Source organism: Laedolimicola ammoniilytica (genome assembly GCF_025567165.1).
Classification (GTDB): domain Bacteria; phylum Bacillota; class Clostridia; order Lachnospirales; family Lachnospiraceae; genus Laedolimicola; species Laedolimicola ammoniilytica.
On the sequence record NZ_JAOQKC010000014.1, the window covers coordinates 24,129 to 48,936 of the forward strand.

The 24,808-nt window shown below is 53.9% G+C and carries 25 protein-coding genes and 1 pseudogene; 20 read left to right on the forward strand and 6 right to left on the reverse strand.

Translation table 11 applies throughout. From position 1 onward, the window contains the following. Positions 1-37: 37 nt before the first annotated feature. Genes OCV63_RS11040 through OCV63_RS11070 form a run of 7 tightly spaced genes read left to right on the forward strand, consistent with a single transcriptional unit; the run spans position 38 to position 7,777 of the window. Positions 38-1,516, forward strand: a complete 1,479-nt coding sequence (locus OCV63_RS11040; RefSeq protein ID WP_158363853.1) for a sugar ABC transporter ATP-binding protein — start codon at positions 38-40, stop codon at positions 1,514-1,516. 16 nt (positions 1,517-1,532) lie between these two features. Beyond that, positions 1,533-2,504 (forward strand): ABC transporter permease, encoded by a 972-nt coding sequence (locus tag OCV63_RS11045; RefSeq protein ID WP_158363854.1) that lies wholly within the window; start codon positions 1,533-1,535, stop codon positions 2,502-2,504. 12 nt (positions 2,505-2,516) lie between these two features. Continuing rightward, positions 2,517-3,485 carry an ABC transporter permease gene (locus tag OCV63_RS11050; protein ID WP_158363855.1) on the forward strand — a complete coding sequence of 323 codons (969 nt, stop codon included), beginning with the start codon at positions 2,517-2,519 and terminating at the stop codon, positions 3,483-3,485. An 18-nt stretch (positions 3,486-3,503) separates the two neighbouring features. Further along, complete coding sequence (locus tag OCV63_RS11055) at positions 3,504-4,547, forward strand: aldose epimerase family protein (protein WP_158363856.1); 1,044 nt, start codon at positions 3,504-3,506, stop codon at positions 4,545-4,547. Positions 4,548-4,579: 32 nt separating this feature from the next. Continuing rightward, complete coding sequence (locus OCV63_RS11060; protein ID WP_158363857.1) at positions 4,580-5,968, forward strand: 6-phospho-beta-glucosidase; 1,389 nt, start codon at positions 4,580-4,582, stop codon at positions 5,966-5,968. A gap of 1 nt (position 5,969) precedes the next feature. Continuing rightward, entirely contained in the window at positions 5,970-6,932 is a 963-nt protein-coding gene (locus tag OCV63_RS11065) for an ROK family protein (RefSeq protein ID WP_158363858.1), read from the forward strand. Between the two features lie 11 nt (positions 6,933-6,943). Then, on the forward strand, positions 6,944-7,777 hold the full coding sequence (locus OCV63_RS11070; protein WP_158363859.1) for a Cof-type HAD-IIB family hydrolase: 834 nt from the start codon (positions 6,944-6,946) through the stop codon (positions 7,775-7,777). A 53-nt stretch (positions 7,778-7,830) separates the two neighbouring features. On the opposite strand, the gene OCV63_RS11075 is transcribed toward OCV63_RS11070, so the two are convergent. Next, positions 7,831-8,586 carry a DeoR/GlpR family DNA-binding transcription regulator gene (locus tag OCV63_RS11075; protein WP_158363860.1) on the reverse strand — a complete coding sequence of 252 codons (756 nt, stop codon included), beginning with the start codon at positions 8,584-8,586 and terminating at the stop codon, positions 7,831-7,833. A 174-nt stretch (positions 8,587-8,760) separates the two neighbouring features. Here OCV63_RS11075 and OCV63_RS11080 point away from each other — a divergent pair, with 174 nt between their 5' ends. Further along, complete coding sequence (locus OCV63_RS11080) at positions 8,761-9,540, forward strand: glycyl-radical enzyme activating protein (RefSeq protein WP_158363861.1); 780 nt, start codon at positions 8,761-8,763, stop codon at positions 9,538-9,540. 78 nt (positions 9,541-9,618) lie between these two features. On the opposite strand, the gene gnd is transcribed toward OCV63_RS11080, so the two are convergent. The 5 genes from gnd to OCV63_RS11105 form a co-directional block, all read right to left on the reverse strand. After that, the gene (gene gnd / locus OCV63_RS11085; protein WP_158363862.1) at positions 9,619-11,070 is read right to left on the reverse strand and encodes a decarboxylating NADP(+)-dependent phosphogluconate dehydrogenase; all 1,452 of its coding nucleotides are present in this window, start codon (positions 11,068-11,070) and stop codon (positions 9,619-9,621) included. A gap of 15 nt (positions 11,071-11,085) precedes the next feature. Further along, a complete protein-coding gene (locus OCV63_RS11090; RefSeq protein WP_158363863.1) occupies positions 11,086-12,159 on the reverse strand; it encodes a PfkB family carbohydrate kinase in 1,074 nt (357 codons plus the stop codon). A 36-nt stretch (positions 12,160-12,195) separates the two neighbouring features. Next, positions 12,196-14,610 carry a glycyl radical protein gene (locus tag OCV63_RS11095; protein ID WP_158363864.1) on the reverse strand — a complete coding sequence of 805 codons (2,415 nt, stop codon included), beginning with the start codon at positions 14,608-14,610 and terminating at the stop codon, positions 12,196-12,198. A 116-nt stretch (positions 14,611-14,726) separates the two neighbouring features. Then, positions 14,727-14,921: a helix-turn-helix transcriptional regulator gene (locus OCV63_RS11100; protein ID WP_158363865.1), complete on the reverse strand. Its 195-nt coding sequence runs from the start codon at positions 14,919-14,921 to the stop codon at positions 14,727-14,729. A gap of 83 nt (positions 14,922-15,004) precedes the next feature. Continuing rightward, complete coding sequence (locus OCV63_RS11105; protein ID WP_158363866.1) at positions 15,005-15,244, reverse strand: DUF2508 family protein; 240 nt, start codon at positions 15,242-15,244, stop codon at positions 15,005-15,007. Positions 15,245-15,473: 229 nt separating this feature from the next. Between OCV63_RS11105 and OCV63_RS11110 the strand changes: the two genes are divergently transcribed. The 12 genes and pseudogenes from OCV63_RS11110 to OCV63_RS11165 all read left to right on the forward strand — a co-directional run bounded on the left by OCV63_RS11110 (position 15,474) and on the right by OCV63_RS11165 (position 24,789). Beyond that, a complete protein-coding gene (locus OCV63_RS11110; RefSeq protein WP_158363867.1) occupies positions 15,474-15,719 on the forward strand; it encodes a pro-sigmaK processing inhibitor BofA family protein in 246 nt (81 codons plus the stop codon). A gap of 156 nt (positions 15,720-15,875) precedes the next feature. Further along, positions 15,876-16,022 (forward strand): hypothetical protein, encoded by a 147-nt coding sequence (locus OCV63_RS11115; RefSeq protein ID WP_262670816.1) that lies wholly within the window; start codon positions 15,876-15,878, stop codon positions 16,020-16,022. Between the two features lie 3 nt (positions 16,023-16,025). After that, a complete protein-coding gene (locus OCV63_RS11120; protein WP_158363868.1) occupies positions 16,026-16,997 on the forward strand; it encodes a P-loop NTPase family protein in 972 nt (323 codons plus the stop codon). Positions 16,998-17,056: 59 nt separating this feature from the next. Further along, positions 17,057-18,225 (forward strand): annotated as a pseudogene (locus OCV63_RS11125) (CpaF family protein). Positions 18,226-18,230: 5 nt separating this feature from the next. Then, positions 18,231-18,968: a type II secretion system F family protein gene (locus OCV63_RS11130; protein WP_158363869.1), complete on the forward strand. Its 738-nt coding sequence runs from the start codon at positions 18,231-18,233 to the stop codon at positions 18,966-18,968. Between the two features lies 1 nt (position 18,969). Then, positions 18,970-20,316 carry a type II secretion system F family protein gene (locus tag OCV63_RS11135; protein WP_158363870.1) on the forward strand — a complete coding sequence of 449 codons (1,347 nt, stop codon included), beginning with the start codon at positions 18,970-18,972 and terminating at the stop codon, positions 20,314-20,316. Positions 20,317-20,338: 22 nt separating this feature from the next. Next, the gene (locus OCV63_RS11140; RefSeq protein WP_158363871.1) at positions 20,339-20,527 is read left to right on the forward strand and encodes a Flp1 family type IVb pilin; all 189 of its coding nucleotides are present in this window, start codon (positions 20,339-20,341) and stop codon (positions 20,525-20,527) included. Between the two features lie 9 nt (positions 20,528-20,536). Beyond that, entirely contained in the window at positions 20,537-21,928 is a 1,392-nt protein-coding gene (locus OCV63_RS11145; protein WP_158363873.1) for a DUF5702 domain-containing protein, read from the forward strand. 189 nt (positions 21,929-22,117) lie between these two features. Further along, positions 22,118-22,864, forward strand: a complete 747-nt coding sequence (locus OCV63_RS11150; protein WP_262670817.1) for a hypothetical protein — start codon at positions 22,118-22,120, stop codon at positions 22,862-22,864. A gap of 3 nt (positions 22,865-22,867) precedes the next feature. Next, the gene (locus tag OCV63_RS11155) at positions 22,868-23,284 is read left to right on the forward strand and encodes a prepilin peptidase (protein ID WP_158363877.1); all 417 of its coding nucleotides are present in this window, start codon (positions 22,868-22,870) and stop codon (positions 23,282-23,284) included. After that, entirely contained in the window at positions 23,281-23,697 is a 417-nt protein-coding gene (locus tag OCV63_RS11160) for a TadE family protein (protein ID WP_262670818.1), read from the forward strand. Before OCV63_RS11155 ends, OCV63_RS11160 begins: the two co-directional genes overlap by 4 nt. 45 nt (positions 23,698-23,742) lie before the next feature. After that, positions 23,743-24,789: a DUF6382 domain-containing protein gene (locus OCV63_RS11165; RefSeq protein WP_158363881.1), complete on the forward strand. Its 1,047-nt coding sequence runs from the start codon at positions 23,743-23,745 to the stop codon at positions 24,787-24,789. The last annotated feature ends 19 nt before the right edge of the window (positions 24,790-24,808 follow it).

Below are 24,808 nucleotides of genomic sequence, written 5' to 3' on the forward strand. Positions count from 1 at the left end.
ATAGTTAAAGGCGATTTTTCTAAAAGGAGATATATCAGTGGAACAGAAAAAAGATTTGATATTGAAGGTCAGCGGCGTAACGAAACGATTTCCGGGTGTTCTGGCGCTGAATAAAGTATCTTTGGAAATTCCCAAGGGCGTGGTATATGGAATTGTTGGAGAAAATGGAGCAGGAAAATCTACGCTGATGAAGATTCTGTCCGGCGTCTATGAAAAGGATGAGGGTACGATTGAGTTTGATGGGGAGATCATTGAGCATACCACACCGATTCAGGCGCTGCGCAGGGGCTTGAGCATCATTTACCAGGAGTTCAATTTGGTCAATACGATGACTGTGGGTGAAAATATTTTCCTCGGAAGATTCTCGGAAAATCATGGGATGAAGGGTACCCATCAGAAGGCCCGCGAGCTTCTGGACAGCATCGGTAGCAAGATTGACACCTATACGCTGGTGGGGGATTTAAGCGCTTCCGAAATGCAGATGGTAGAGATTACCAAGGCTCTTTCCTTTGATTCGAAGCTGATCATCATGGATGAACCCAGCAGCAGTCTGACCACAGAGGAGCTGAAGAAGCTGGGCGAGATCATTTTCCAGTTGAGAAATAAGGGCATTTCTATCATCTATATCAGCCACAAGCTGGATGAGATTTTTGAATACTGCAATATTGTCACCATTATGCGTGACGGTAATGTCATTGACACCAAACCTATCGAGGAACTGACCAGAAGCGAGATGATTGCCAAGATGGTGGGCCGTACCATCGAAAATGAGTACCCGCCCCGGGCACATTTCGTGGGAGAACCTCTTCTGGAGGTGAAAAACCTCAACACAAGTAAGCTACACGATATCAACTTTACTCTGCACAAAGGCGAGATCCTGGGTCTGGTAGGCCTGGTGGGAGCCGGAAGAACCGAGATCATCCGGGCCATCTATGGAGCGGATAAGGTCAAGAGCAAGGAGCTCATCATGGAAGGAAAACCTGTGACCGTATCGAGCCCCAGAGACGCGAAAGCGCTGGGCATGGGACTGGTTCCCGAGGACCGGAAGCAGGAGGGCCTGATTTTACGCTTTTCCGTAGGTGAAAATATCACCATGGCGGCCCTGAGCGAGATTGCGAAAAAGGGTGTGCTGAACCGTAAGAAAGAGAAGGAGATCGAGAATCGTCAGATTGAAAACCTTCTGATCAAGACGCCGAGCGCGGCTGCCAAGGTGTTGAATCTGTCCGGTGGAAACCAGCAGAAATGCGTCGTGGGAAGATGGCTGGAGCTGAATCCCAAGGTATTGATTCTGGACGAGCCGACCAGAGGCATCGACGTAGGAGCAAAGTATGAGATTTATGTGCTGATGAACAAGATCGTGGAGCAGGGAGGAGCCATCATTATGATTTCCTCTGAGCTTCCGGAAGTTCTGAGCATGAGCAACCGCGTACTGACAGTCTGCGACGGCCGGATTACCGGAGAATTCTCTCCGGAGGAAGTAGATCCGAGCGAGATCATGGACAGGGCCATCGGATAAGGGAAGAGGTAATAGAATGGGAAAATCAATCGACGTAAAAAAATTCTTGTTACACAATCTTGTGTTGCTGGGCATCGTGGTACTGTGCGTGGTAACGGCGATTGTGGAGCCTTTATTTCTGACACAGAATAACTTTACCAATATTTTGAGACAGTTCGGTCCCTTAAGCTTTGTAGCGCTGGGTATGACCTACGTGATCATTGGCGGCTTTCTGGACCTGTCTGTGGTAGGTATCATTTCACTGGTAGGCGTGGTGACGCTGTCCCTGATTGACCCGTTGGGTCAGGTGGGCGCGCTGCTCTGCGGCCTGCTTCTGGGAACCTTCTTAGGCTTCCTGAACGGCGTGATCCTGGTGGGCTTTGGCGCCCGGATTCAGGCGGAGGTTCTGTTCATCACCTATGGAATGAGCTCGATCTTCGGGGCTATTGCGCTGATTTATACCAATTCCGAGACGGAGCATATGTCCCGCCTGTCCAATCCCTACACCATTTTCACTTGGATTGGAAAGGGAAAAGTGGGCCCCCTGGCGGTATCCATGATTCTCTTTGTCATTTCACTGGTGGCGGTGGAGTGGTTCTACCGTAAGACTCTCTGGGGCCGACAGATCGCGCTGATGGGCGGCAATAAGATTGCGGCGACGCTTTGTGGTTACAATATGAAGCGCACCATGGTTCTGGTATATACCATCTGCGGCCTGTTCGCAGGCATGGGTTCGATTGTTCTGATTTCACGTGTTACGACCGCGTCTCCGGTGGCCGGAGCAGGCTATGAGACGGACGCCATCATGTCCGTAGTCGTAGGCGGCACGGCGCTGGCCGGAGGAACCGGAAGCGGCATCCGGACCGTGCTCGGAGTACTGTTAATTATCTTGTTATCCAACTGTATGAATATGCTGGGCGTGTCTACTTATCTGCAGACCATCATGAAGGGTCTCGTTCTTGTCATCGCTATCTGGCTGGATAATCGTAAAGAACAACAGATTCATTAAGGAGGGCAGAAGATGGATACCAAGCGTGTTTTCATAAAAGCAAAACAAGTTTTACTGAAGCAGAAAGCAGTATTGGCGATTCTGGCAATGCTGATTCTAATGTTGTTTTTCAACACACAGTTTTACAGTGTATACAACTGGATGAACGTATTCCGTTCCGCGACGGTACAGGGAATCATTGCCATGGGCGTGACTATGACCGTGCTCTGCGCGGCCTGCGATCTGTCGGTGGGTGGAATCATGTGTCTGTCCGGTGTTATTACGGTTCTGATGATCAATTCCGGTATGCCCATCGCGGTAGCCTGCCTCTGCGCATTGCTGGCCGGAGCGGCTGTGGGTCTGGTCAATGGGTTCCTGGTAGTACATCAGAGAACGGAGCCCTTTATCATTACTCTGGGTATGGGAACCCTGCTGAAGGGTATCTGCCAGCAGCTGACGGACGCGCACCCGATTGCCTGCACCAATATGGAATTCATGAAGATTTCCAATACCAAGATTTTCGGACATATTCCGATTCTGGTGCTGTATATGGCGATCATTCTGGTGATTTTTTTCTGCGTGCTGCGGTTTACGACCTACGGAAGAAACTGCTATGCCATCGGAGGCAATTATGATGTGGCGAAATATTCCGGTATCAATACGGTGATGATCAAGTGGTCCACTTTTGTAATCTCCGGCGTGATGGCGGCGCTGGCGGGTATTCTCCTGTCCTCCAGAATGAACTCTGCGTCCTCCGTGTACGGAGACAATACCGGTATGCTGGTCAACTGCGGCGTCGTAATCGGCGGAACCTCCTTCGCGGGTGGTATCGGCGGTGTGGTACAGAGCTTTATAGGAGTGTTCGTTTTGCAGTTGATGTCTAACTGTATGGACTGTCTGGGAATCGGAGCCTATGTGCAGCAGCTTCTGCAGGGTATCATTATTGTACTGATTCTGGGATTTGACTGCTTCGGCCGTCTGAGAAAGCGGGAGCATGTATAAGTAAAGGAGAGACAGACTATGAGCGTGACAGTGAAAGCATTTGACAAACTTCGGGACGGACGGATCGCGAACCTGTACACCATTGAGAATCAGAAGGGGATGCAAGCCGTATTGACGGATTTCGGAGCCGTTCTGGTGAAGCTTCTGGTGCTGGATCAGGACGGAAAGCTGAGAGATGTGGTGCTGGGTTATGACGAACTGGAAAAATACGAGGATAATTTTGATATGCTGGGAACGACAGTGGGCCGTAATGTGAACCGGATTGAGAAGGGCCGTTTTACTATCGACGGCGTGGAGTATCAGCTGGAAATCAATGAGAATGATAATAACATTCACAGCAGCATGGCCCACGGCTTCCACAAGGTCCTCTGGGAGGCAGAGAGTTTCACGGATGACAGCGTATCCTTCACCTATCACAGCCCCGACATGGAAAACGGATTTCCGGGCAATCTGGATATCTCACTGACCTATACGCTGACGGATACAGGCGCTCTGATTCTGTCCTATTATGGAACCACAGATAAAAAGACACTGGTAAATCTTACCAATCACTCTTATTTTAACCTGTCTGGCTATGAGACGGGCAATATTTTGGATACCATCGTGTGGATCAACGCGGAGCAGTTTACACCGGTGCGGAAGGGAATCATTCCCACCGGGGAAATCCGCGATGTGGCTGGTACGCCCATGGATTTTCGGAAGCCCAGGGCCATCGGGCAGGAGATTCACGCCGATGACGAGCAGCTGAAGCTGGTCTATGGCTACGATCACAATTTCGTTTTGAAAGGTTTCGGAAAGGGACTCCGCAAAGCCGCGACAGCCGAGAGTCCCAAGTCGGGCATTCGGATGACCGTGTATACAGATCTGCCGGGCCTGCAGTTTTACGCAGGCAATACCACCCGGGACATCATAGGAAAGGGCGGTGTGCTGATTACGAAAAATAGCGGCTTCTGTATGGAAAGCCATTATTACGCCAACAGCATCAACACTCCGAATTTCCCGCAGCCCATTCTGGATAAGGGCGGGCTGTATAAGACGACGACTATCTATCAGTTTACATAATGAAAACATAAAAGAAGGAGGAGTCTGTGGTCATGAAAAAACAGGTAAAAATTGTAACAATTGGTGGAGGCAGCAGTTACACGCCTGAGCTGATCGAGGGGTTCATCAGGCGCTATGAAGAGCTTCCCATCGGGGAAATGTGGCTGGTGGATGTGGAGCGCGGCAAAGAAAAGCTGCGTATCGTATCGGAACTGGCACAGAGAATGTGGGATGCTTCGCCCTATCAGGTAAAGGTGCATACGACGCTGGATCGCCGGGAAGCGCTTCCGGGGGCGGATTTTGTGACCACACAGTTCCGTGTGGGACTTCTGGAGGCTCGGATTAAGGATGAGCGTATCCCGGATCTGCACGGAATGCTGGGGCAGGAGACCAACGGCGCAGGCGGTATCTTCAAGGCCTTCCGGACTATTCCGGTTATCGGACAGATTATCGACGATATGCGGGAGCTGTGTCCGGATGCCTGGCTGATCAATTTTACGAATCCCAGCGGTATGGTGACTGAGGCGGCCATCAAAAAATTTGGCTGGAAGAAGACCATCGGTCTGTGTAACGTGCCGACCATCGCGCAGATGCGGGAGTCGGGCAATATCGGCGAGACTGAAGAGGAGCTGACTTATCAGTTCGCCGGACTGAATCATTTCCACTGGCATAAAGTGACAAACCGCGACGGCGAGGATGTGACAGCGGAGGTTCTGAAGCATGTCAATGAGAAGAACGGCGGTACGCCGGTGAATATCTATCAGGAGCCGTTCCCGGAGGAACTGCTGGATTCCATGAAAATGGTTCCCTGCGGTTATCACAGATATTATTTTATGCAGCGGGAGATGCTGGAACACAGTATCCAGGAGTTCAAAAAGGGCGGAACCAGAGCCGAGCAGATGTATCAGGTGGAGCATGAGCTGTTTGAGCTCTACGCTCAGCCGGGACTTCACGAGAAGCCGGAGCAGCTTGGCAAGCGCGGCGGAGCCTATTATAGTGACGCGGCCTGTGAGTGTATCAGCGCCATTTACAATGACAGGCATCTGAGAATGACGGTCAGCACCGAAAATAAGGGTGCGCTTCCCTGTCTGGCACCGGATTCCATCGTGGAGGTCAGCAGCCTGATTTCCGCCAGGGGAGCGGAGCCCATCGCATGGGGCGAGATGCCGCCTGCGGCAAGAGGCTGGCTGCAGCTGATGAAGGCCATGGAGGAGTGCGTCATCGAGGCGGCTATTACGGGAGATTATGGTCTGGCGCTGGAGGCCTTTACCATGAATCCGTTGATCGAAAGCGGAAAAGAGGGCAAGCGGGTGTTAGATGAGCTTTTGGTAGCCCATGAGAAGTACCTGCCCCAGTTTGCGGAGAAGATTCAGGAACTGAAGGCTGCCGGTGTGGAGACCGACGACGAGGTAGTCCGGGAGCTTCTGAGAAAGGGACTGTAGCATGAAGTTTTATATTGGAATTGACGTGGGTGGTACGAAGATTGCTTACGGTCTGTTTGATGAAGCGCGCAAGCTGCTGGTGAGAAAGCAGACAGCTTCGGATGATCAGAAGGAAGGCCAGGAGTTTTTTGAGCCGGTGCTGGAGATTATCCGGGGATTTATGGAGGAGACCGGGAACCGTGGAGGAACCGTGGAGGGTATCGGCATCGGGATCACAGGTTTTGTAGATTTTGAAAAAGGAGCCCTGACGAAGACGGCCAGTCTGCCGAAGCTTAATAATTTTGCAGTGGTGGATTACCTGAAATCCAGGCTGGATCAGGATATCCGCATCGTCATGGACAATGACTGTCACTGTGGCGCGCTGGCGGAATATCGGCAGGGCGCTGGCCGGGGACGCCGGAATATGTTGTACTGTCCGGTCAGCACCGGAATCTCCAGCGGCATGATCATTGACGGAAGGCTGTTTCGCGGCAGCAACGGGGCATCCGGCGAGAGCGGGCATATGCTTGCTGCAGTGCCGGAAGAGGTGGGCATGGCCTGCAGCTGTGGCAATGTGGGCTGCTTTAATTCTCTGGGTTCCGGAAAAGCAATCTTAAAATATGTAAAAAAATGGATCAAAGAAGACGGGGAAAGCTCTATTCTGCCGGAACTGGCAGGGGGCGTGGATCAGATTACGACCCGCCATATCAACGAGGCATATGAGAAAGGCGACGCAGTAGCCATCCGGGCTGTAGAACAGATGGCCCACTATCTGGCCATCTGGATTTTCGACGTTTACATGCTTCTGAATATCGACTGCATCGTATTCAGCGGCGGTCTGCTGGCCATGGGCGACAAGCTGTTCGGGCGGATGAAAGAGGAGTTTGAGCGGTATCACACCAATGAGTTCCCGGTGGAATTTTTTCAGACGGAGCTGGGAAGCGATTCTGGACTTATCGGCGCGGTTGAGTTATTATTTGACTGAGGTGAAATAATATGAGTATTCGACTGATTGCGTTCGACTTGGACGGAACGCTTCTGAAAGAGGATAAGACAGTTTCCGGGAGAACCATGGCCGCGCTTCAGAATGCGACGGATCGCGGCATCTATCTGGTGCCCTCCACAGGCAGAATTTACGACGGCATGCCGGATGTGGTAAAGAATATGCCTTTTGTCCGCTATGCCATAACGGTCAATGGAGCGCAGATTTATGACGTGAAAGAAAAAAGGATTTTGCACCGGGCAGAGCTGACCCGGGCGGAGTCAGAGGCTGTCTTTGCTTACGGCAGAGATTGGGAAGTACTCTGCGGCTGCTATCAGAATGGCCAGGGCCTGATGGAAGAGAAGGATTTTGCGGATCTGCGGTTCTATGCCCAGAATGTAAAGGCGGCAGAAATGATGAAGCAGGTGTACCGGCCTTTGAAAAATATGGAGAAAAGGATCTTCGATATAGAGCCGACGATTCAGAAGATTCAGTATTATTTCCGGGAAATTCCGGAGAGGAACCGGAGACTGCCGGAGATGAAGGCGCATTTTCCCAATCTGGAGATTTCCACATCCCTGCCGAACAACATTGAGATTAATTCGGCTAAGGCGAATAAGGGCCTGGCACTAAAATTCCTGTGCGGATATCTGGGAATCGGGCTGGAGGAATGTATGGCGTTCGGCGACGGAACCAACGATCTGGCGCTTCTGAAGACTGCAGGCAGAGGCATGGCCATGGCTAATGCGGACCCGGAAGTGTTGAAAGCAACGGCGTATCATACGGCCTGTACCAATGAAGAGGACGGCGTGGCGATCGAGATAGAAACCTGTTTAAAAGAAGTATAAGAAGATAAAAATACCGCTTTTCCGGAAAAAAGCAAACCGAAAAAGCGGTGTTTTTATGCCTGTGTCGTGGTGGTGATGACCTGGATGCCGTGGCGTTCCATGGTCTCTTTGCATTCCGGGGTAATTTGGTCGTCGGTAACGACCATGGAGACCTCTTCGGAATCGAACAGCTTGGCGACGCTGCGTTTTCCGAATTTATCGGAGGTGGTCAACACGATGACATGGTCGGCCTGCTTCGCAAATTCTTTTACCACGGCACTTCGGGTGTGATTGATATTAGTGAAGCCGTTTTCCTCGGTGTAGCCGTCTACGCCGACGAACAGCTTGTCTACGTGGTATTCCCGGGCGCAGAGCTGCGTGACGGGGCCGGTGGTAACCTCGGCTACCGTATCGTAATCGCCGCCCAGCAGAATAATGTGCGCGGTAGGCACCTGATTCAGGTAGCGGGCGATATAAGCGGAATTGGTGATAATGGTGACGTCTTTCTGAATGGCCGCTTCCAGCGCGAACAGGGCGCAGGTGGAACCGGACTCAATCATAATGGTCTCCATGGGCTCGACGATCTCCATGGCCCGTTTGGCGATGGCCTTTTTCTCCGAATAATGGAAAGCCATACGGGAATTGATGGCGTCCGGCGAGGCCTTTGTGGCGTAGCCGTGCTGACGTCTTAAGAGTCCCTGGGACTCCAGCTCCTCCAGGTCCTTGCGGATAGTTACCATGGAGAGCTTCAGAAGCTCGGACAGCTCCTGGACGCTGACCTTTTCTTTCTCATTGACGAGGTTTATGATTTGTAAATGGCGTTCTTTCATTTGCTTCGTTCTCCTTTGCATTTATTATATAATAAGTGGGAAAATAATGCCACATATTTTCGCTAAAAATTTCAAGAATATTTCAAACGAAATATAAAATAATTTCAAAAATAAGTTTACAAACAATAATGCGAATGATAAACTAAGAATAAGAAAAGAAAAAGGAGTTATTTCATGGGAAATTCAGCAGAAAAAGGGCTTATTTTTAATATTCAGAAGTTCAGTATCAACGACGGACCGGGCATTCGCTCCACCGTATTTTTCGCGGGCTGTCCCTTAAGCTGCCGCTGGTGTTCTAACCCGGAATCCCAGAACCGCTTCCGGAAGAAGGCGCTGGCGTCGGGCGATAAGAAGCTCATTGGCCGGGAATGGACCGTGGAAGAGGTGCTGGAGGAAGTGGAGAAGGACCGGGAGTTCTATGAGGAATCCGGGGGCGGTATCACCCTGTCCGGCGGTGAGGTATTGCAGCAGCACGCCTTTGCGGTGGAGCTTCTGAAGGAGGCGCAGAGCCGGGGACTGCACTGCGCGGCGGAGACTACTGGGTATGCCAGCCACGAGGTATTTCGGGAGTTTGTGGAGTATATTGACCTGCTTCTTTTTGATATGAAGCATTGGGATCGGGAAAAGCATTTTGAAAAGACAGGCGTGTATAACGATATAATTCTGGAAAATATGGGATACGCAGTGTCCCAGGGGATTCCGCTGATTGCCCGGATTCCGGTGATCCCGAAGTTCAATGCCAGCCTGAAGGATGCGGCAGGGATGGCAGAAAACTTATGTAAACTTGGAATCCGTGAGGTACATCTGCTCCCTTTCCATCAGTTCGGGGAAAAGAAATACGAGCAGCTGGAGACAGAGTATGAGATGAGCGGTGTGCCGCAGCTGCATCCGGAGCAGTTGCAGAAGTACATCCAGGTATTCCTGGACAGGGGACTGGACGCCAGCTTTAAGTAAATACAGCGAAGGAAAACCGGCTGCCCGGGCTTATGATAAGCTCCGGACAGCCGGTTTTTTCAGGGGATACAGTCTGAATTAAGCGTTGTAAGTGCTGGCTGCGGTATCGCCGCCGTGGCCGGTCCAGTTGGTATGGAAGAACTGTCCGCGGGGAGCGTCCAGCCGCTCATAGGTGTGCGCGCCGAAATAATCGCGTTGCGCCTGTAAAAGATTGGCCGGAAGCCGGTCGGTGGTGTAGCCGTCGAAATAGCTTAAGGCCGCCGTCATAGCCGGAGCCGGGACGCCGTACTGGATGGCTGCCGCCGCGACTTTCCGCCAGGCCGGAAGCAGCCGCTCCATGGTCTCACGAAAATAGGGATCCAGCAGCAGGTTGGCGAGGGCTGGATTGGCGTCGTAGGCTTCCTTGATTTTACCCAGGAAAACGCTTCGGATGATACAGCCGCCGCGCCACATGAGGGCGATGCCGCCGTAATTCAGGTTCCAGCCGTAGTGCTCCGCCGCCGTACGCATCAGGGAATAGCCCTGGGCATAGGAAATGATTTTGCTGGCGTAGAGAGCCTGATGGATGGCTTCCACCATCTCTTTTCTGTCGCCGGTAAAAGCCGGGATGGCGCGCCGGTACGCTGACGCCGCCGCCACACGCTCTTCCTTCATGGCGGAGAGGCAGCGGGCGAATACGGCTTCGCCGATCAGGGTCAGCGGAACGCCCTCGTCCAGGGCGGCAATGCCGGTCCATTTGCCGGTTCCCTTCTGTCCTGCCGTATCGAGAATCTTCTCCACGATGGGGCTGCCGTCGGTATCCTTGTAAGCGAGAATGTCCCGCGTAATTTCGATGAGGTAGCTGTCCAGTTCCGTCTGATTCCAACAGGCAAAGACTTCTTGCATCTCGTCGTCCGACATACCAAGCAGATCCCGCATAAGCTGGTAAGCCTCGCAGATCAGCTGCATATCGCCATATTCGATGCCGTTGTGTACCATTTTCACAAAATGGCCTGCGCCGTTCTCGCCGACCCAGTCGCAGCAGGGGCTGCCGTCCTCCACCTTCGCGCAGATGGCCTGGAAGATGGGCTTTACGAAGGGCCAGGCAGCAGGCGAACCGCCGGGCATCATGCTGGGGCCCCTGAGCGCGCCCTCTTCGCCGCCGGATACGCCGGTTCCCACATAGAGTTTTCCCTGAGCTTCCACAGAAGCGGTTCTGCGGATGGTGTCGGGAAAATGGGAGTTGCCGCCGTCTATGATGATATCGCCGTCCTCCAGAAGCGGTAACAGCTGTGTAATCATATCGTCTACGGCCTGGCCGGCTTTTACCATCAGGAAAACCTTGCGGGGTTTTTTCAGGGCGTCCACCAGCTCGGTCAGGGAGTGGCAGCCGATGATGTTTTTGCCGGAAGCGCGGCCGTTTACAAATTTGTCGACTTTCTCGGTGGTGCGGTTGTAGACAGCCACGGTAAAGCCTTTGGATTCCATATTCATGACCAGATTTTCGCCCATGACGGCCAGGCCGATGAGACCGATATCTGCTTCTTTCATATTCTGTATGCCTCCTTATCTCTGCACGCGGGCGTTGCCTTTATAGATATCCCAGACCTGTTTTTCATCTGCCGGTTCCGCATAGTCGTTGAGACTGGATGCGGCCAGGACGCCGGACGCCCAGCCGAACTGCAGGCATTTATCGGGAGCCCAGCCGTTCAGCACGCCGTAGAGCAGGCCGCCGGAGAAGCCGTCGCCGCCGCCGATGCGGTCCAGAACCTGAATCGGACGGGGCTCTTCCACGTACCACTGGCCGTCAGCCAGAAGAATGGCGCCCCAGAGGTGTTCATTGGCGGAAAGTACCTGCCGGAGGGTGGTGGCAAACATGCGGGTATGAGGGTAACGTTCTTTTACCTGGGAAATCATGCCTTTGAAGGAATCTATTTTCTCGGAAAGGTCTTTGCCACCGGTCTCGGGGCCTTCAAAGCCCAGGCAGAGCTGGAAATCCTCTTCGTTGCCGATGAGAATATCGGCCTGGGAAGCGATCTCGTGGAAAGCCTGGTGAAGCTCAGCATCCCGTCCGGCCCAGAAGGTGGCCCGATAGTTCAGATCAAAGGAAATCAGGGTGCCGTACTGCTTCGCCACTTTGGCGAGAGCTAGGCAGCAGGCGGTAGTCTCGGGACTCATGGCCGCAATCAGGCCGGAGAGATGCAGGATGCCTACGCCTTCCTGGCCGAAGATGCGCTCCACATCGAACTCGTCGATGGAAAGGGTGCGGCCCACTTCGCCTGCTCGGTCATTCCAGACCCGGGGCGCCCGGAGACCGAAGCCGGAATCCGCGATATTGAACTGATGACGATAGCCCCAGGGGCCGCCCTGATCGACTTCCGCGCCTTCAAAAGCGATATTGCGGGCGCGAAGCTGACGCCGGATAAAATCCGCCATGGGACTTCCTTTTACAAATTTTGTAAGAATCAGGCACTCGCGTCCCAAGGAGGACGCCACGTTCAGGACGTTGGATTCGGCGCTGGTGGCCTGCATATAGAATAAATTGCTGTTCTGCACACTCATCCGGTTTTCCGGGGTGATGCGCAGCCCCATACTGGTCGGGGCTGCGATGGCATAACGTTTCGTTTTCATGGATGTCATAAAAATCTCCTTTGCTGGCCGGCAGAGAAGCCGGACTTAGAGAGACTGCTCCGTTCTTCCGATGATATCGTCCTGGGTCTTCTTGGATAATACGTTGAAGAAAGCACTGTAGCCTGCCACGCGGACGATCAGATCCTTGTGCTTCTCCGGGTGGAGCTGAGCGTCGATCAGGGTCTCCCGGGATACAATGTTGTACTGGACATGATAGCCGTGGAGTCGGTTGAAGAAGGTGCGGATCAACATCTCCAGCTTCTGTTTGTTCTCTTCCCTGGACAGTACCTGGGGCGTCATTTTCTGGTTCAGCAGAACACCACCGGTAATTTTGTCGGTGGGAAGCTTGGACACGGTCTTAAATACGGCGGTGGGGCCGTTTTTGTCGCAGTTATGGGCCGGGCTGCAGCCTTCTGCCAGCGGCTCAAAGGCGTGGCGTCCGTCCGGAGTGGCCATGGTTCCCATACCCTGCCCCACATTAGCGCTGATGGAGGAGGTTCCCGCGTAGCGGATACCGCCGATGGGGCCGCGGTGGTAGCGGGTGCTGGGGTATTTCTTAATCTCGTCGATATAGGTGTCGTAGGCGCGTACCACCAGGAGATCTACGTCGTCGTTGTCATTGCCGTATTTGGGTGCGTCGTTGATGAGCATTTCCTGAATCTTCTGGTTCTCCGGGGACTGGAAGTCGTCGAGAATCGCGTTCCAGAGCTCATCCCGGGTGATTTTTTTCTCATCATAGACTAGCTTCTTGACAGCGGCCAGGGAGTCCGCCATGTTGGCAATGCCCACCTGAAGGCCGGAGATAAAGTCGTAGACTGCACCGCCCTCTTTGATGGTCTTGCCGCGGCCGATACAGTCGTCGGTCAGGGCAGAGCAGAGGATATCGGGCACATCCCGCTCGGAGGCCTTGTCGATGGCATTTTCCACAATGACGCTGTAACGGGTCAGTTCACGCAGGGATTTATCCCAGGCGTCTAGCAGCTCCTCGTAGCTCTCCATATCCTGGAAGTGTCCGTAGCCCTTTACAAAGCGCTTGCCGCTGGTCAGATCCACGCCGTCATTCATGACGCAGAGGAGCAGACGGGGGAAGTTAATGTAGGACATGCCGGTACAGCGGTAGCCCCATTTTCCGGGAACGGCGGTCTCCACGCAGCCAATGGCGCTGTAGTTATAGGCATCTTCCTCTTTGACGCCCCACTGGATAAAGGACGGGATGATAATTTCGTCGTTGTTCAGGGCCGGCATGCCGAAGCCCAGCTTCATGACCTCGATGCATTCGTCGAAAAATTTCGGATCCAGGTTTGCGTGATAGCGAACCGTCAGGTTCGGCTGGGTCAGACGGGTCTGGGCCACAGACTGGAGCACCAGGAAGCTTAAGGGATTGACAGCGTCCTTTTTGTCTACGGTCTGGCCGCCGATGGTGACATTCTGGTACATGGGCGAACCTGCGGAGCTTAAGGTGTGGGCCTGGGAACGGACCTTATTGATGGTCAGGGTCTTGATCCACAGACAGGTCAGTAGTTCCAGAGCTTCCTCTCTGGTGATGGTTCCGTCCTGCAGGGACTTCTCATAGTAGGGATCCATATACTGGTCGAAACGGCCGTAACTTAAGGAATGGCCGTTGGACTCAATTTGCAGAATCAGCTGGATAAACCAGACGGACTGTACAGCCTCGCGGAAGTTGGAAGCGGGTTCGTAGGGAACCTTGGCGCAGATACGGCTCATTTCCAAAAGTTCGGCTTTCCGTGCGGCGTCGCTTTCCCTGGCGGCCAGATCAGCGGCCAGTTCACTGTAGCGGAGCGCAAAAGCCCGGACCGCTTCGATGACAATCAGAACGGCCTTATAGAATACATTTTTGTCGATGCTGTCCGGGTCGGTCAGGTCGAGGGCTTCCTTGCAGGCGCGGGCCTTGGCTTCGTAACCCCGCAGTCCTTCTTTCAGAAGACGCTCGTAATTCACAGCCAGGTGGGCGTCTCCAGCGTTCAGCTTGCCTTCCATGCCAAACAGGCCGGTCTCCATAAAGACGCTGACTTCGTCGGGCAGAAGGGCTTCGCCACGGGCGCGGAGATTGTTATTCTCCCAGAAGGGAGCGATGGACCGAAGCTGTTCTTTGGTTTCCTCGGTGATGTAGAACACGTCGCCGTCGCGCTTCTCGAACAGATCCAGCTCATTCATGACGAATTCCAGGGTATATTCGGGGAAAACGGGAGCATTGCGGTTCTTGGTAGCTTGATTTCCTGCGAGAAGGGATTTATCTTCAATATAGACGGTCATATGCTCCAGAATCTTCTGCAGCATCAGGGCACGCACCATGACCCTGGGCTGGTTCAGGCTCTCACGGTAAGCCTCCGTGGCCCAGATGGCACGCTCGGCGTCCACATAGGGTTTCTCATCCAGAACTTCTTCGCGAAAAGCCTGCATGCGTTCGGTTAAAGTGCCGAAATGGTTTTCGTTTTTCATAGTGACCTCCTTTGAACGTAAATCATAGTACTTTCGTATATATATTATACTACCATTGAACGGTCACTACGTCAATTCAAACTTTCAAATAAAAGAATAAAAAGTTTCGTTAGAAATTATATATTTTCTTTTCGGTATTCCAGAGGGGTGCAGCCATTGATTTCACGGAAGCGTCTGGTAAAATAGCTTATATCGGAAAAACCGCAGACTGTGGCGATCTCCCCGGCCTTTTTTTCAGTGGAAAGGAGTAGCCCGGCAGCCTTCTCTATGCGGTATCGCAGCAGATAGCGGATAGCCCCTGGAGCAGACATCTCCCAATGAGCTGCTCCAAGCCACACCGGCCCGAATTCATAAGAAGCCCTCTTTTTCTTTGGTTTCTTTTAGGAAAAGTCCATCACATTATTTTCTGCAAATCAATCTGCCGCACCTGTTCCAGCAGAAACTTATACCGTTTCTGCACCGAATAAATCTCATAAGTATAGCAGTCGATCAGATCCGGATCAACCACCGTCTCGAAATTCGCGTAGGCTGTGTCCAGCGCGTTTTTTGTAAGCGTCAAATCTTCCATCAGCTGCCGCCGGGCCGAGAAGCGTTCGTATTCCTCCAGCGGCTCATCTTTTTTGAATAATCCCATAAAATCCCCCGTATCTGAAAAGTCTTTTGTATAAATAGGATATTCCGATGGACTCTCCTATTATACAAAGAATTATCGCGCTGCGGCGGAGTGGAATGATGTCGCTGAAGCGACCCGCCGCAGGCGGAAAATCCTGCAAGCAGGATTCTTTGTTCTAGTAGGAGTATAGACCGGTGGAACAGGAAATATACGGAAAAACCTGGTTGGGTGAATTATTTTCAGGCGGCGTATGTATAAATCGGGGAAATGGACTGTATACATAATAAAAAAAGCAGGCGGTTCTATGAAAATTATCAACTTTCTTCTCCGCGCCGTATTCGGCGCCATCGGGATCCAGATCATCAACGCCATCCTCCTTTCCCAGAATATTTCTGTTTTTGTGGGGTTAAATCCGTTGACCCTTTGTACGGCAGGAACCCTCGGAATCAGCGGGATTGGGCTCCTCTACGGAATCGCGGCCTTCGGAATTTTGTGAACCATTTACAATAGACAAACAGAAGAGCACAGGCTATACTTTAGCTACCGTCAGAGATGGCGGTTCGATCGATCAGAATTCTTACAAAAGACCGGCAGAACGTGAGCCGGTACTGTCTTGGTTTGTGTCAAACCATAATTCCTGAGTGGACAAGGAATGGAAGGAGGACAAGAGGAAATTTTGAAGGAAAAAGGGGAAAAGGAGAGAAGAGAGCCTGCGCCATTCCTGATGGCTGCAGTATTTCTGGGACTGGAGCTGTGGCTCAGTCTGATGACCGGATTGCTGCTGAGCTCCGGAATGTAGAAGATGAGAGGAAGGCAGATGGCGGTCTGCAGCGGAGAACGGGAGTATGTGCGGCGGTTTGTGGAGTTTGCGAACCGGCGGCAGGCTTCCATGCTGGCAGTCCATGGATTTACCGACAGTGGGGAGCTTTCCGCGTATACAAAAGAACACCCGGTGGATATTCTGCTTTTGTCGGAGGAGCTGGCGTGTGATTTGCCGAAGAAAAAGGAATACGGAACTGTCATTCTGTTGTCGGGGGAGGAGTATCAGGCTGTTCCCCAGACAGAATATCCGATCATCTACAAGTACCAGTCCTGTCCGCAGATTCTGAGACAGGCCATGGATTTCTATGCGGAGCAGGCGGCTGCAGTTCCGGGTGTGGTGCTTCGCAGGGAAAAGATGAAGTGTATCGGCGTCTACTCGCCGGTGGGGAGAACCGGCCAGACCGGCTTTGCCCTGGCGCTGGGGAAGGAGATTGCGAAGAAGAAGCGGACACTGTACCTGAATCTGGAGGAATATTCCGGGTTCTCCGAGCTGTATCCTACGGAGGAGGGCTGGACATTATCGGAGCTATTGTACTTTCTGAAGCAGGGGAAACCGGCCTTCGGCTGGAAACTGGAGGGATTGATTCGCTCCTTGGGCGAGCTGGATTATATTCCGCCGCTTCATTCCCCGGTGGAGTATGAGCAGGTAAAGCGGGAGGACTGGAAGGAGCTTCTGGAGCTTTTAGGCCGGGAGAGCCGCTATGAGGTGGTGATTCTGGATCTGAGCGGGGTCGTGGACGGCTGGTATGAACTACTGGAGGAGTGCAGCTGCGTTTACACGCCAGTGGAGAAGGACGAGACTGCGAAAGCAAAGCTGCGGCAGTACGAGGAGACCATGAAGCTGCTGGAGCTGGAAGAAGTACTGGAGCGGACACAGAAGCTGGAATTGTCCACCTATGACGGACTGGAGCTGCTGGTGAAGGCCGAAGGAAAAAGGTGGTGCGAGCCGTGAGAAAGGACTGGGAAAAGTGGTCCCGGGAGCTTCGAAAACGGGTACAGGAGCAGCTCGATCTGTCCAGAGAACTGTCGGATGAGGAAGTGCAGGAGCTGATTGACCGGGAGATCCTGAAGACAAGCCGGGAGAACTGTCTGCTTCTGGAGGAAAAGTTGCGGCTGCAAAAGGAACTTTTCAATTCCATGCGCCGTCTGGATATGCTTCAGGAGCTGATCGAAGATCCGGATGTGACCGAGATTATGGTGAACGGGCCCCGGGATATCTTTATCGAGCGGAGCGGGCGGCTGACCCGCTGGGAGCGGTGCTTTTCTTCCAAGGGGAAGCTGGAGGACGTGGTGCAGCAGATCGTCAGTTTCTGTAACCGAAGCGTCTCCAAGGCTAACCCGATCGCGGACGCGCGTCTGGCGGACGGATCACGCGTCAATATCGTGCTGGATCCGGTGGCGCTGAACGGGCCTGTAGTGACGATTCGTCGGTTCCCGAAGGAGCCGGTGCGGATGCGGCAGCTGCTGGAATGGGGATCCATAAGCGCGGATGCCGCGGCATTTTTACAGCAGGTGGTGAAGGCAGGTTACAACATCTTTGTGAGCGGCGGAACCGGATCCGGAAAAACCACCGTGCTGAACGCCCTGTCAGAATATATTCCGTCGGACGAACGGATTATTACCATTGAGGATAATGCGGAGTTGCAGCTGGACCGGGTGACGAATCTGGTAACACTTGAGGCGAGAAATGCCAACCTGGAGGGCGAGCGGGAAATTACGATTCGGGATTTGATCAAAACTTCTTTACGAATGCGTCCTGATCGGATCATCGTCGGTGAGATCCGCGGGGCAGAGGCCATCGATATGCTGCAGGCTATGAATACAGGACATGACGGATCTTTGAGCACAGGCCACGCCAACAGTCCCGGGGACATGTTGTCCCGTCTGGAGACCATGGTGCTGATGGGTATGGATCTGCCGCTTACGGCAGTACGGCGTCAGATAGCGTCGGGGGTAGACCTGATCGTGCACCTGGGACGTCTCAGGGACGGCAGCCGGAAGGTTTTGGAGATCGTGGAGCTGGACGGCATGGAGCAGGGGAGATCCGCCTGCGGCCCCTCTTCACTTTTGAGGAAGAGCCGGGTCAGGAGAAGGCGGCGAGGATAAAAGGAAGCCTTTATAAGAAAGGGGAGCTTCTGCATACCGGGAAGCTCCGGGCGGCGGGAATAGGAGGCGGATAGGCAGTATGGATTATCGGACTTATCGCTTCAGCAGACGGGAATATCTGCGTTACGGGCTGGAGACCGTTGGGATCACCGGAGTGGTGGCCTTCTGCTTTTATAATTCCCTGATTGCCCTGGCCCTGTGGCCTGTAGTGGCGTTCTGGTATCTGCGGGAAAAGAAAGGCGTCCTTCTGGCGAAGCGCAAAGCTGCGCTGAAGGGTCAGTTCAAGGATGCGGTGCAGGCCATAGCCGCCGCGTTGGCTGCGGGCTATTCCGTGGAAAATGCGGTGCGGGAGGCCGGGAAGGATCTGCGGCTGCTCTATGAAGAGCGGACCGATATGGTACAGGAGCTGGCAGCCATGGAGCGGCGGATGGATTCCAACCAGACTCTGGAGGCGGCAGTGCAGGATTTTGCGGAGCGCAGCGGTCTTCCCGAGGCGGAGACCTTTGCGGAGATCTTTGCAGTGGGAAAGCGAAGCGGCGGGGATCTTATCGGGATTTTGGAAGACACGGCGCGGACTATCGCCCAGACTGTGGAGACGGAGCGAGCCATCGATGCCGCATTGGCCTCCCGGCGCTATGAGCAGAAGATTATGAATCTGATTCCGTTCGTGATTGTCATGTATCTGCGAATGGGCTGTCCGGGCTTTATGGAGCCGGTCTATGGTAATGTGGTCGGGGTGTGCGTGATGACAGGGTGCCTGGGGTTGTATCTGGCGGCCTGGTACCTGGGAAAGCGGATGCTGGAAATCGAGGTGTAGCGTGAAGCTGTTGGAGAAGATGAACCGGAGGCTGCTGGGAAAGGGCTATCCGGGCCGGGAGGCGGTAGCCGAGAACTTCCGGATTCTGAACACTGAGAAACAGGTGGATGAAAAACTGGAAGAATTTTACATAGAGAAGCTGAAGCTTCTGGCACTGGTGCTGCTTAGCGGCGTGCTTCTGACAGTCGTGTTGGCTGTGAGCGAGAGCAGAAGCTCCCTGTTGGAAGACGGATACTTCCTGCCCCGGCGGGAAAAGAGCTATACGCAGGAACTATGGGTGATTCCGGATAAGGAATCCGGAAAGGCGAAAGAAGAACTGACATTGGAGATAGAACCCCGGGGAATGACGGCGGAGCAGGTAAAAACTCTGCTGGCCGAGGAGACCGGGAAGATGGAAGGGTATATTCTGGGAAAAAACCGTTCTCTGGAAGAAGTACGGACGGATCTGAACCTGATCCGGGAGATAGAGGGGACGTCTGTCACCGTGGAGTGGGAGCTGGATTCCTACGAGGTCCTGAATCTGGATGGGAGTATTCGGAAGGACAAGGTGACGGAGGAAGGAACCATTGTAGGACTCCGGGGACGTCTGCAATGCGAAGGACAGGAGAGCGTCTATGAGGCTTATGTCCGGGTGCTGCCAGAGATCTTAAGTCCGATGCAGCAGTGGCAGGAGGCGCTCATGGCGGCCCTCCAGAGGCTGCAGGCCGAGACGAGGCTTGCGGAGCGGAAGGAGCTGCCGAAGGCTGTGGATGGCGTCAGCGTGAGTTGGAAGGAGAAAGAAAGTTCCACGGCGGGACTGATCCCGGTTCTGACCCTGCTCTGTCTGGCACTGGTGTATACCGCAAAGGATCAGGAGCTGAAAAAACAGGTGCAGGAGCGGGAATGGGAGCTGCGGCGGGATTACGCGCAGATGGTCAGCAAGCTGGTATTGCTGATGGGCGCGGGAAGCGCGGTGCGGACGGCCTGGGAGACCATGGCGCGGGATTATGAGCGAAAGCGGGAAGCCGGAGGCGGACGGCGCTATGTCTACGAAGAGATGACGCTGGCCTGCCGGGAGCTGCAGAACGGCGTCTCGGAGGGACGGGCCTATGAGAACTTTGGGCTTCGCTGTCGGCTGCCCTGTTACCTGAAGCTGTCGGCCCTTCTGGAGCAGAATCTGAAAAAGGGAAATAAGGGGCTGACACAGATGCTGCAGGCAGAGGTGACCGAGGCTTTTGAGCAGCGGAAGGAGCTGGCCCGGGAGCAGGGGGAAAAAGCGTCCACAAGACTTTTATTTCCCATGGTGCTGATGCTGGCTGTGGTGATGCTTCTGGTGCTGATTCCGGCGGGCATGTCGATGCAGGTGTAGACAGAGATAGGAGGAAAAGAAAATGCGGTTATGGTACAGATGGAAGCGGTTATGGAGCAATCTCTGGGAGGACGAGCGGGGAATCGGAACCGTGGAGATGATTCTGATTTTGGTGGTATTGATTGCGCTGGTTCTGATTTTTAAGAGCAAGCTGACCTCTCTGGTCAATGAGATTTTCGATAAGATTACGAGCCAGAGCCGTCTGGTGTAGGCTGGAGCGATGATGCGCAGAAGGGGAGAAATCACGGTTTTCCTAAGTCTGCTGCTCTCGGTAGTGCTGTTTTTCTTTCAGGCGCTGTTTCAGTCGGCGGGGTATGCCCTGTTCCGCAGCCAGCTGGAGGAGGCACTGGAGCTCTGTGAGTACTCGGTGCTCTCGGAGTATCACCGGACACTGTGGGAACGGTACGAGCTTTTTTATCTGGATCTGGGCTACGGAGGCGGAGCGGAGAAGACGGCGTATCTGAATCAGCAGGCGGAGAAATATCTGAACCTGAACCTGAAGCCGGGGAAGGTAAAAGCTTTGGAGACCTGGGATTACGCACGGGCGACGGATCAGAGGGGTATGGCTTACTATGAGCAGGCGGTATCAGTTATGAAGGCGAAGACGGGCGCTTCGCTTCTGGATAAGCTTGCGGAGTATGGGGAATACGGGCAGCAGGCCGCCGATGGCGGCGCAGCCTATCAGGAGGCGGACAGCCGGGAGAGCCAGAAGCTGGAAGATTTAAGGAGGCGCAGGGAAGAAGAGGAGGAAAAGGGGACGCCCAACCCGGCGGATCAGGTGGAACAGCTGAAGCATGGCAGTATCCTGAATCTGGTACTGCAGGATCCGGGGGCTGTCTCCGGAAAACGTGCGGATTTGGCGGAAAGCCCGTCTAAGCGGACGCTTCCAGAGGGAGCAGGCCCGAGAGGACGCAATAAGCCCGGCGTAGTGAATGACGCCTGGTTTCTGGCCTATCTGCTGGAGCATTTCAGCTACGCGTCCGCATACCTGACAGGAGAGAGCGAGAGCGGGCCGTGGCTGGATTATCAGCTGGAATACCTGATAGCCGGGGAGGAGACGGATATCGCCAATCTGGAAGCGGTCTGCGGGCGGCTGCTGGCCATCCGGGAGGGTATGAACTATGCGTATCTGCTGTCGGATTCCGGAAAAGTAGCGGAGTGCGCCGCACTGGCGGCAGCCCTGGTGGGGGTGACCCTGATTCCGGGCCTGGTGGAGGCGGTGAAGCAGGTATTGCTGCTGGCCTGGGCTTTTGCGGAGAGTGTGCTGGATGTGCGGCTGCTGTTAAATGGAAAGCGGGTAGCCTTTCAGAAGGACGCTGCGACCTGGAAGCTCTCTTTAAGCGGAGCGCTGGAGCTGGAGGATTTGTCCGGGCTTGACGAGGCGGAAGACGCAGATGGTTTGTTATACCGGGATTATCTGGGGATCTTGCTGACCCTGACCGGTAGGGAGAAGCGGATCCTGCGGAGTCTGGACGCCATCGAAGGAGTAGTTTGGGAGGCGGATGGGCAGTGGTTCTATGTGGATCAGTGCATTGACGCTTTCCTTATCCGGACGGTCGTGAACGGCGGGCAGGAATACACGGCAGAACGGATGTTCTGCTACGAATGGTGAAAATGAGGCAAAGGCAGGAAAAGGGGGTGTACCGTGATGCTCTTTCGTACAGGGTTAAATCTGAAAAAATTCAACGCTCTCCAGGCAGCGGATGACGGCGCGACTGTTGATCTCATACATTTTCTTGAATCTTTATCTTGCTCTGAAAGCGGGAGAGTATCACGGTGTGCCTCCGGGAAACGGGGCAGTATGACCGTGGAGGCGGCGCTGGTATTTCCTGTTTTTTTGCTGACGGTGACGGCTTTTGTGTATCTGCTGGCGATGACCCAGCTGAAGACGGAGGTGGGAAGGAGCCTGACGGACAGTGGAAAGCAGCTGGCAGAGATTGCGGAGTACGCGGATACAGCCGGAAGTATCGAATCTTCCGCAGCGGTTATACTATATGGAAAGCAGGAGCTGAAGGAATACCTGGATGGAAGGGTGGCGACTGCCATCTTGCAGGATGGCGTCGGGGGAATCTCGACCCTGGGAAGCAGCTGGGAAGAGGATACGGGGCTGATTACGCTTCAGGCCTCCTGTCAGGCGGTGTTCCCACCGGGGATTACCTGGTTTCATCCGATCCGGATCATGCAGAAACGAGTGGTGCGGGGCTGGATTGGTTTTGACGGGAGGGAGGAGTCCGGAGACTCCGAAAAAGAAGAGGTGGTCTATGTGACCGATTACGGAAGCGTGTACCATAAGGATTTGAGCTGCCGCTATCTGAAGCTGTCCATCCGGCAGAGCGATCTGTCGAAAGTATCAGATCTGCGCAATGAATCCGGCGGCAAGTATTATCCCTGTGAGAAATGCTGGGAGAAAGGGGCAGATCGGGTGTTCCTGACGGAGGACGGAACCCGGTATCACCAGAGCCTGAACTGTTCCGCTCTGATTCGCGGGATTCATACGGTGCTGCTGTCGGAGACATTGCTGCCGCCCTGTTCGGTGTGTGGAGGTTGAACCATGTGGAAGGAATATTATGTGGCCGCTCTGCTTTTTTTGAACGGCGTGTGGGACTGGAAAAAGAGAGAGGTGTGCCTTCCGAGTATTCTGGTCTCGCTGGCAGCAGGACTTGTGGGGGCCTGCTGGTATCAGGAACTGTCGATCCGGGAGCTGGCGGGAGGCCTGGGAATCGGCGTCGGGATGATGGTTTTGGCCTTTCTTACGAAGGGTGCTGTCGGACTGGGGGACGGGTGGCTTCTGTGCGCTACCGGCGTGCTGCTTGGGATGGCCGGAAATTTTGAGCTTCTGCTGATGGGTGCAGTGCTCTGCGCAGTGGTCCTTAGCGGCGGTCTGCTGCTGGGAAAAGCCCGTTGGAAGGATACCTTTCCTTTTGTGCCGTTTTTATGCGCAGCGCAGCTTTTGAGGATTTTGCTATGAGTGTCAGGTGGAGACGGGGAAGCTTTACGGTGGAGGCTTCAATTTTGATGCCCTTTTTGATTCTGATTGTTTTTGTCATGGTGTGCCTGGGATTGTTCTGGCATGATCGAAGCGTGCTGGCTTCCTGTGCGGCTGAGCTGGCAGGCAAGGGGGCGGCACGGAAATATGAGACAGATGCCCATCTGGAGAACTGGCTTACGACGGAGGTAGCGGGGCTTGTGGAAGGGCGGCTGTATCTGCTGAGTGTGACGGAGAGCGGAGCAAAGATTTCATGGGGAAAAATCACAGTGACTTATACCGGGTACAGTCCGCTGCTTGGCGGGCTTAAGACCCGGGAGCAGGAGAGCGCGTCGCGGCACAATCCGGTGAGTACCCTTCGCAAAAGCAGGCAGATAAAAGAATTGGCGGAGTAACTGGTCGGGTATGGGCCAGTTATCTGGCAGGAAAGGTGTAGAGAGATGGAGGTTAGCTACAGACGGGAGCTGGATCACAATTATCTGGTTCTGGAGGAAAAGGAATATGAGGAAAATTATCAGGTTCAGATGCTTTTGAAGAACCGGATTCCGGGTTTTCTGGAATGTCGGATGACCCGGGTGGATCGGGACGCTTCATTTTATTACGAGATCACTTCCCGGCAGAATCTGCGGTTGGTGCTGGAGCGGAAGCGTATCAGCCTGACAGAACTGGTGAAGCTTCTGGAGGGACTGGAAAATGCGGCCGCGACCTGCGAAGAGTATCTGCTGGATTCGGAACGGATCCTGTTGCAGCCGGATTTTATCTATCTGGATCCGGATACCTGGAAGATTCGGGTGTGCTTCTATCCCTTTGAGGAGCAGGATATGGGAGGAGCGCTCCTGGGACTGGCGGAATATCTGCTGGATCATCTGGACCGGCAGGACTCCGGCGCGGTGACGCTGGGGTATGAATTTTACCGGATGGCGGGCGAGGAGAATCCTTCCATCCGAAAGCTTCTGGAGGAATGGGGCGAAGGTGTTGCAGGAAAGGACACGGAAGGACAGAGTGAAAGTCCGGATGTGGAAAAACAGGAGGAGAGGAAACCGGAACGTTTCTGCGGGGAGACCGTGGAGCGCTCCGGTTCGGGGACGGTCCGCTATCGGGAAAGTCTGCCGGAGAACCGACTGGCTGAGAATTTCCCGGAGTGGGTGGATACGGCTTCCGGCGGCACCGCCTGCCTGGCTCATGTGCGGGAACCCGGGCTGTTCCTGCGAAGCGAGAGCGCGGCTTACCCGGATCTTCGTATCATGAAGGAAAGCTTCCTTGTGGGTAAGAAAAAAGACGCCGTAGACGGCTGGCTGAAGGTCCGGGGCATCTCCCGGATCCACGCCAAAATCTCCCGGGAAGAAGACTGCTACTATCTGACCGATCTCAATTCCACCAATGGCACCTTCCTGAACGGTGGTCGTCTGGGCGTCAACGAAAAAGCCCGTCTGCGTCCCGGCGATTCGGTGGGATTTGCGGATGTCCGGTATGTGGTGGAAGGGTAAAAGAAGCTTGTAAACAGTA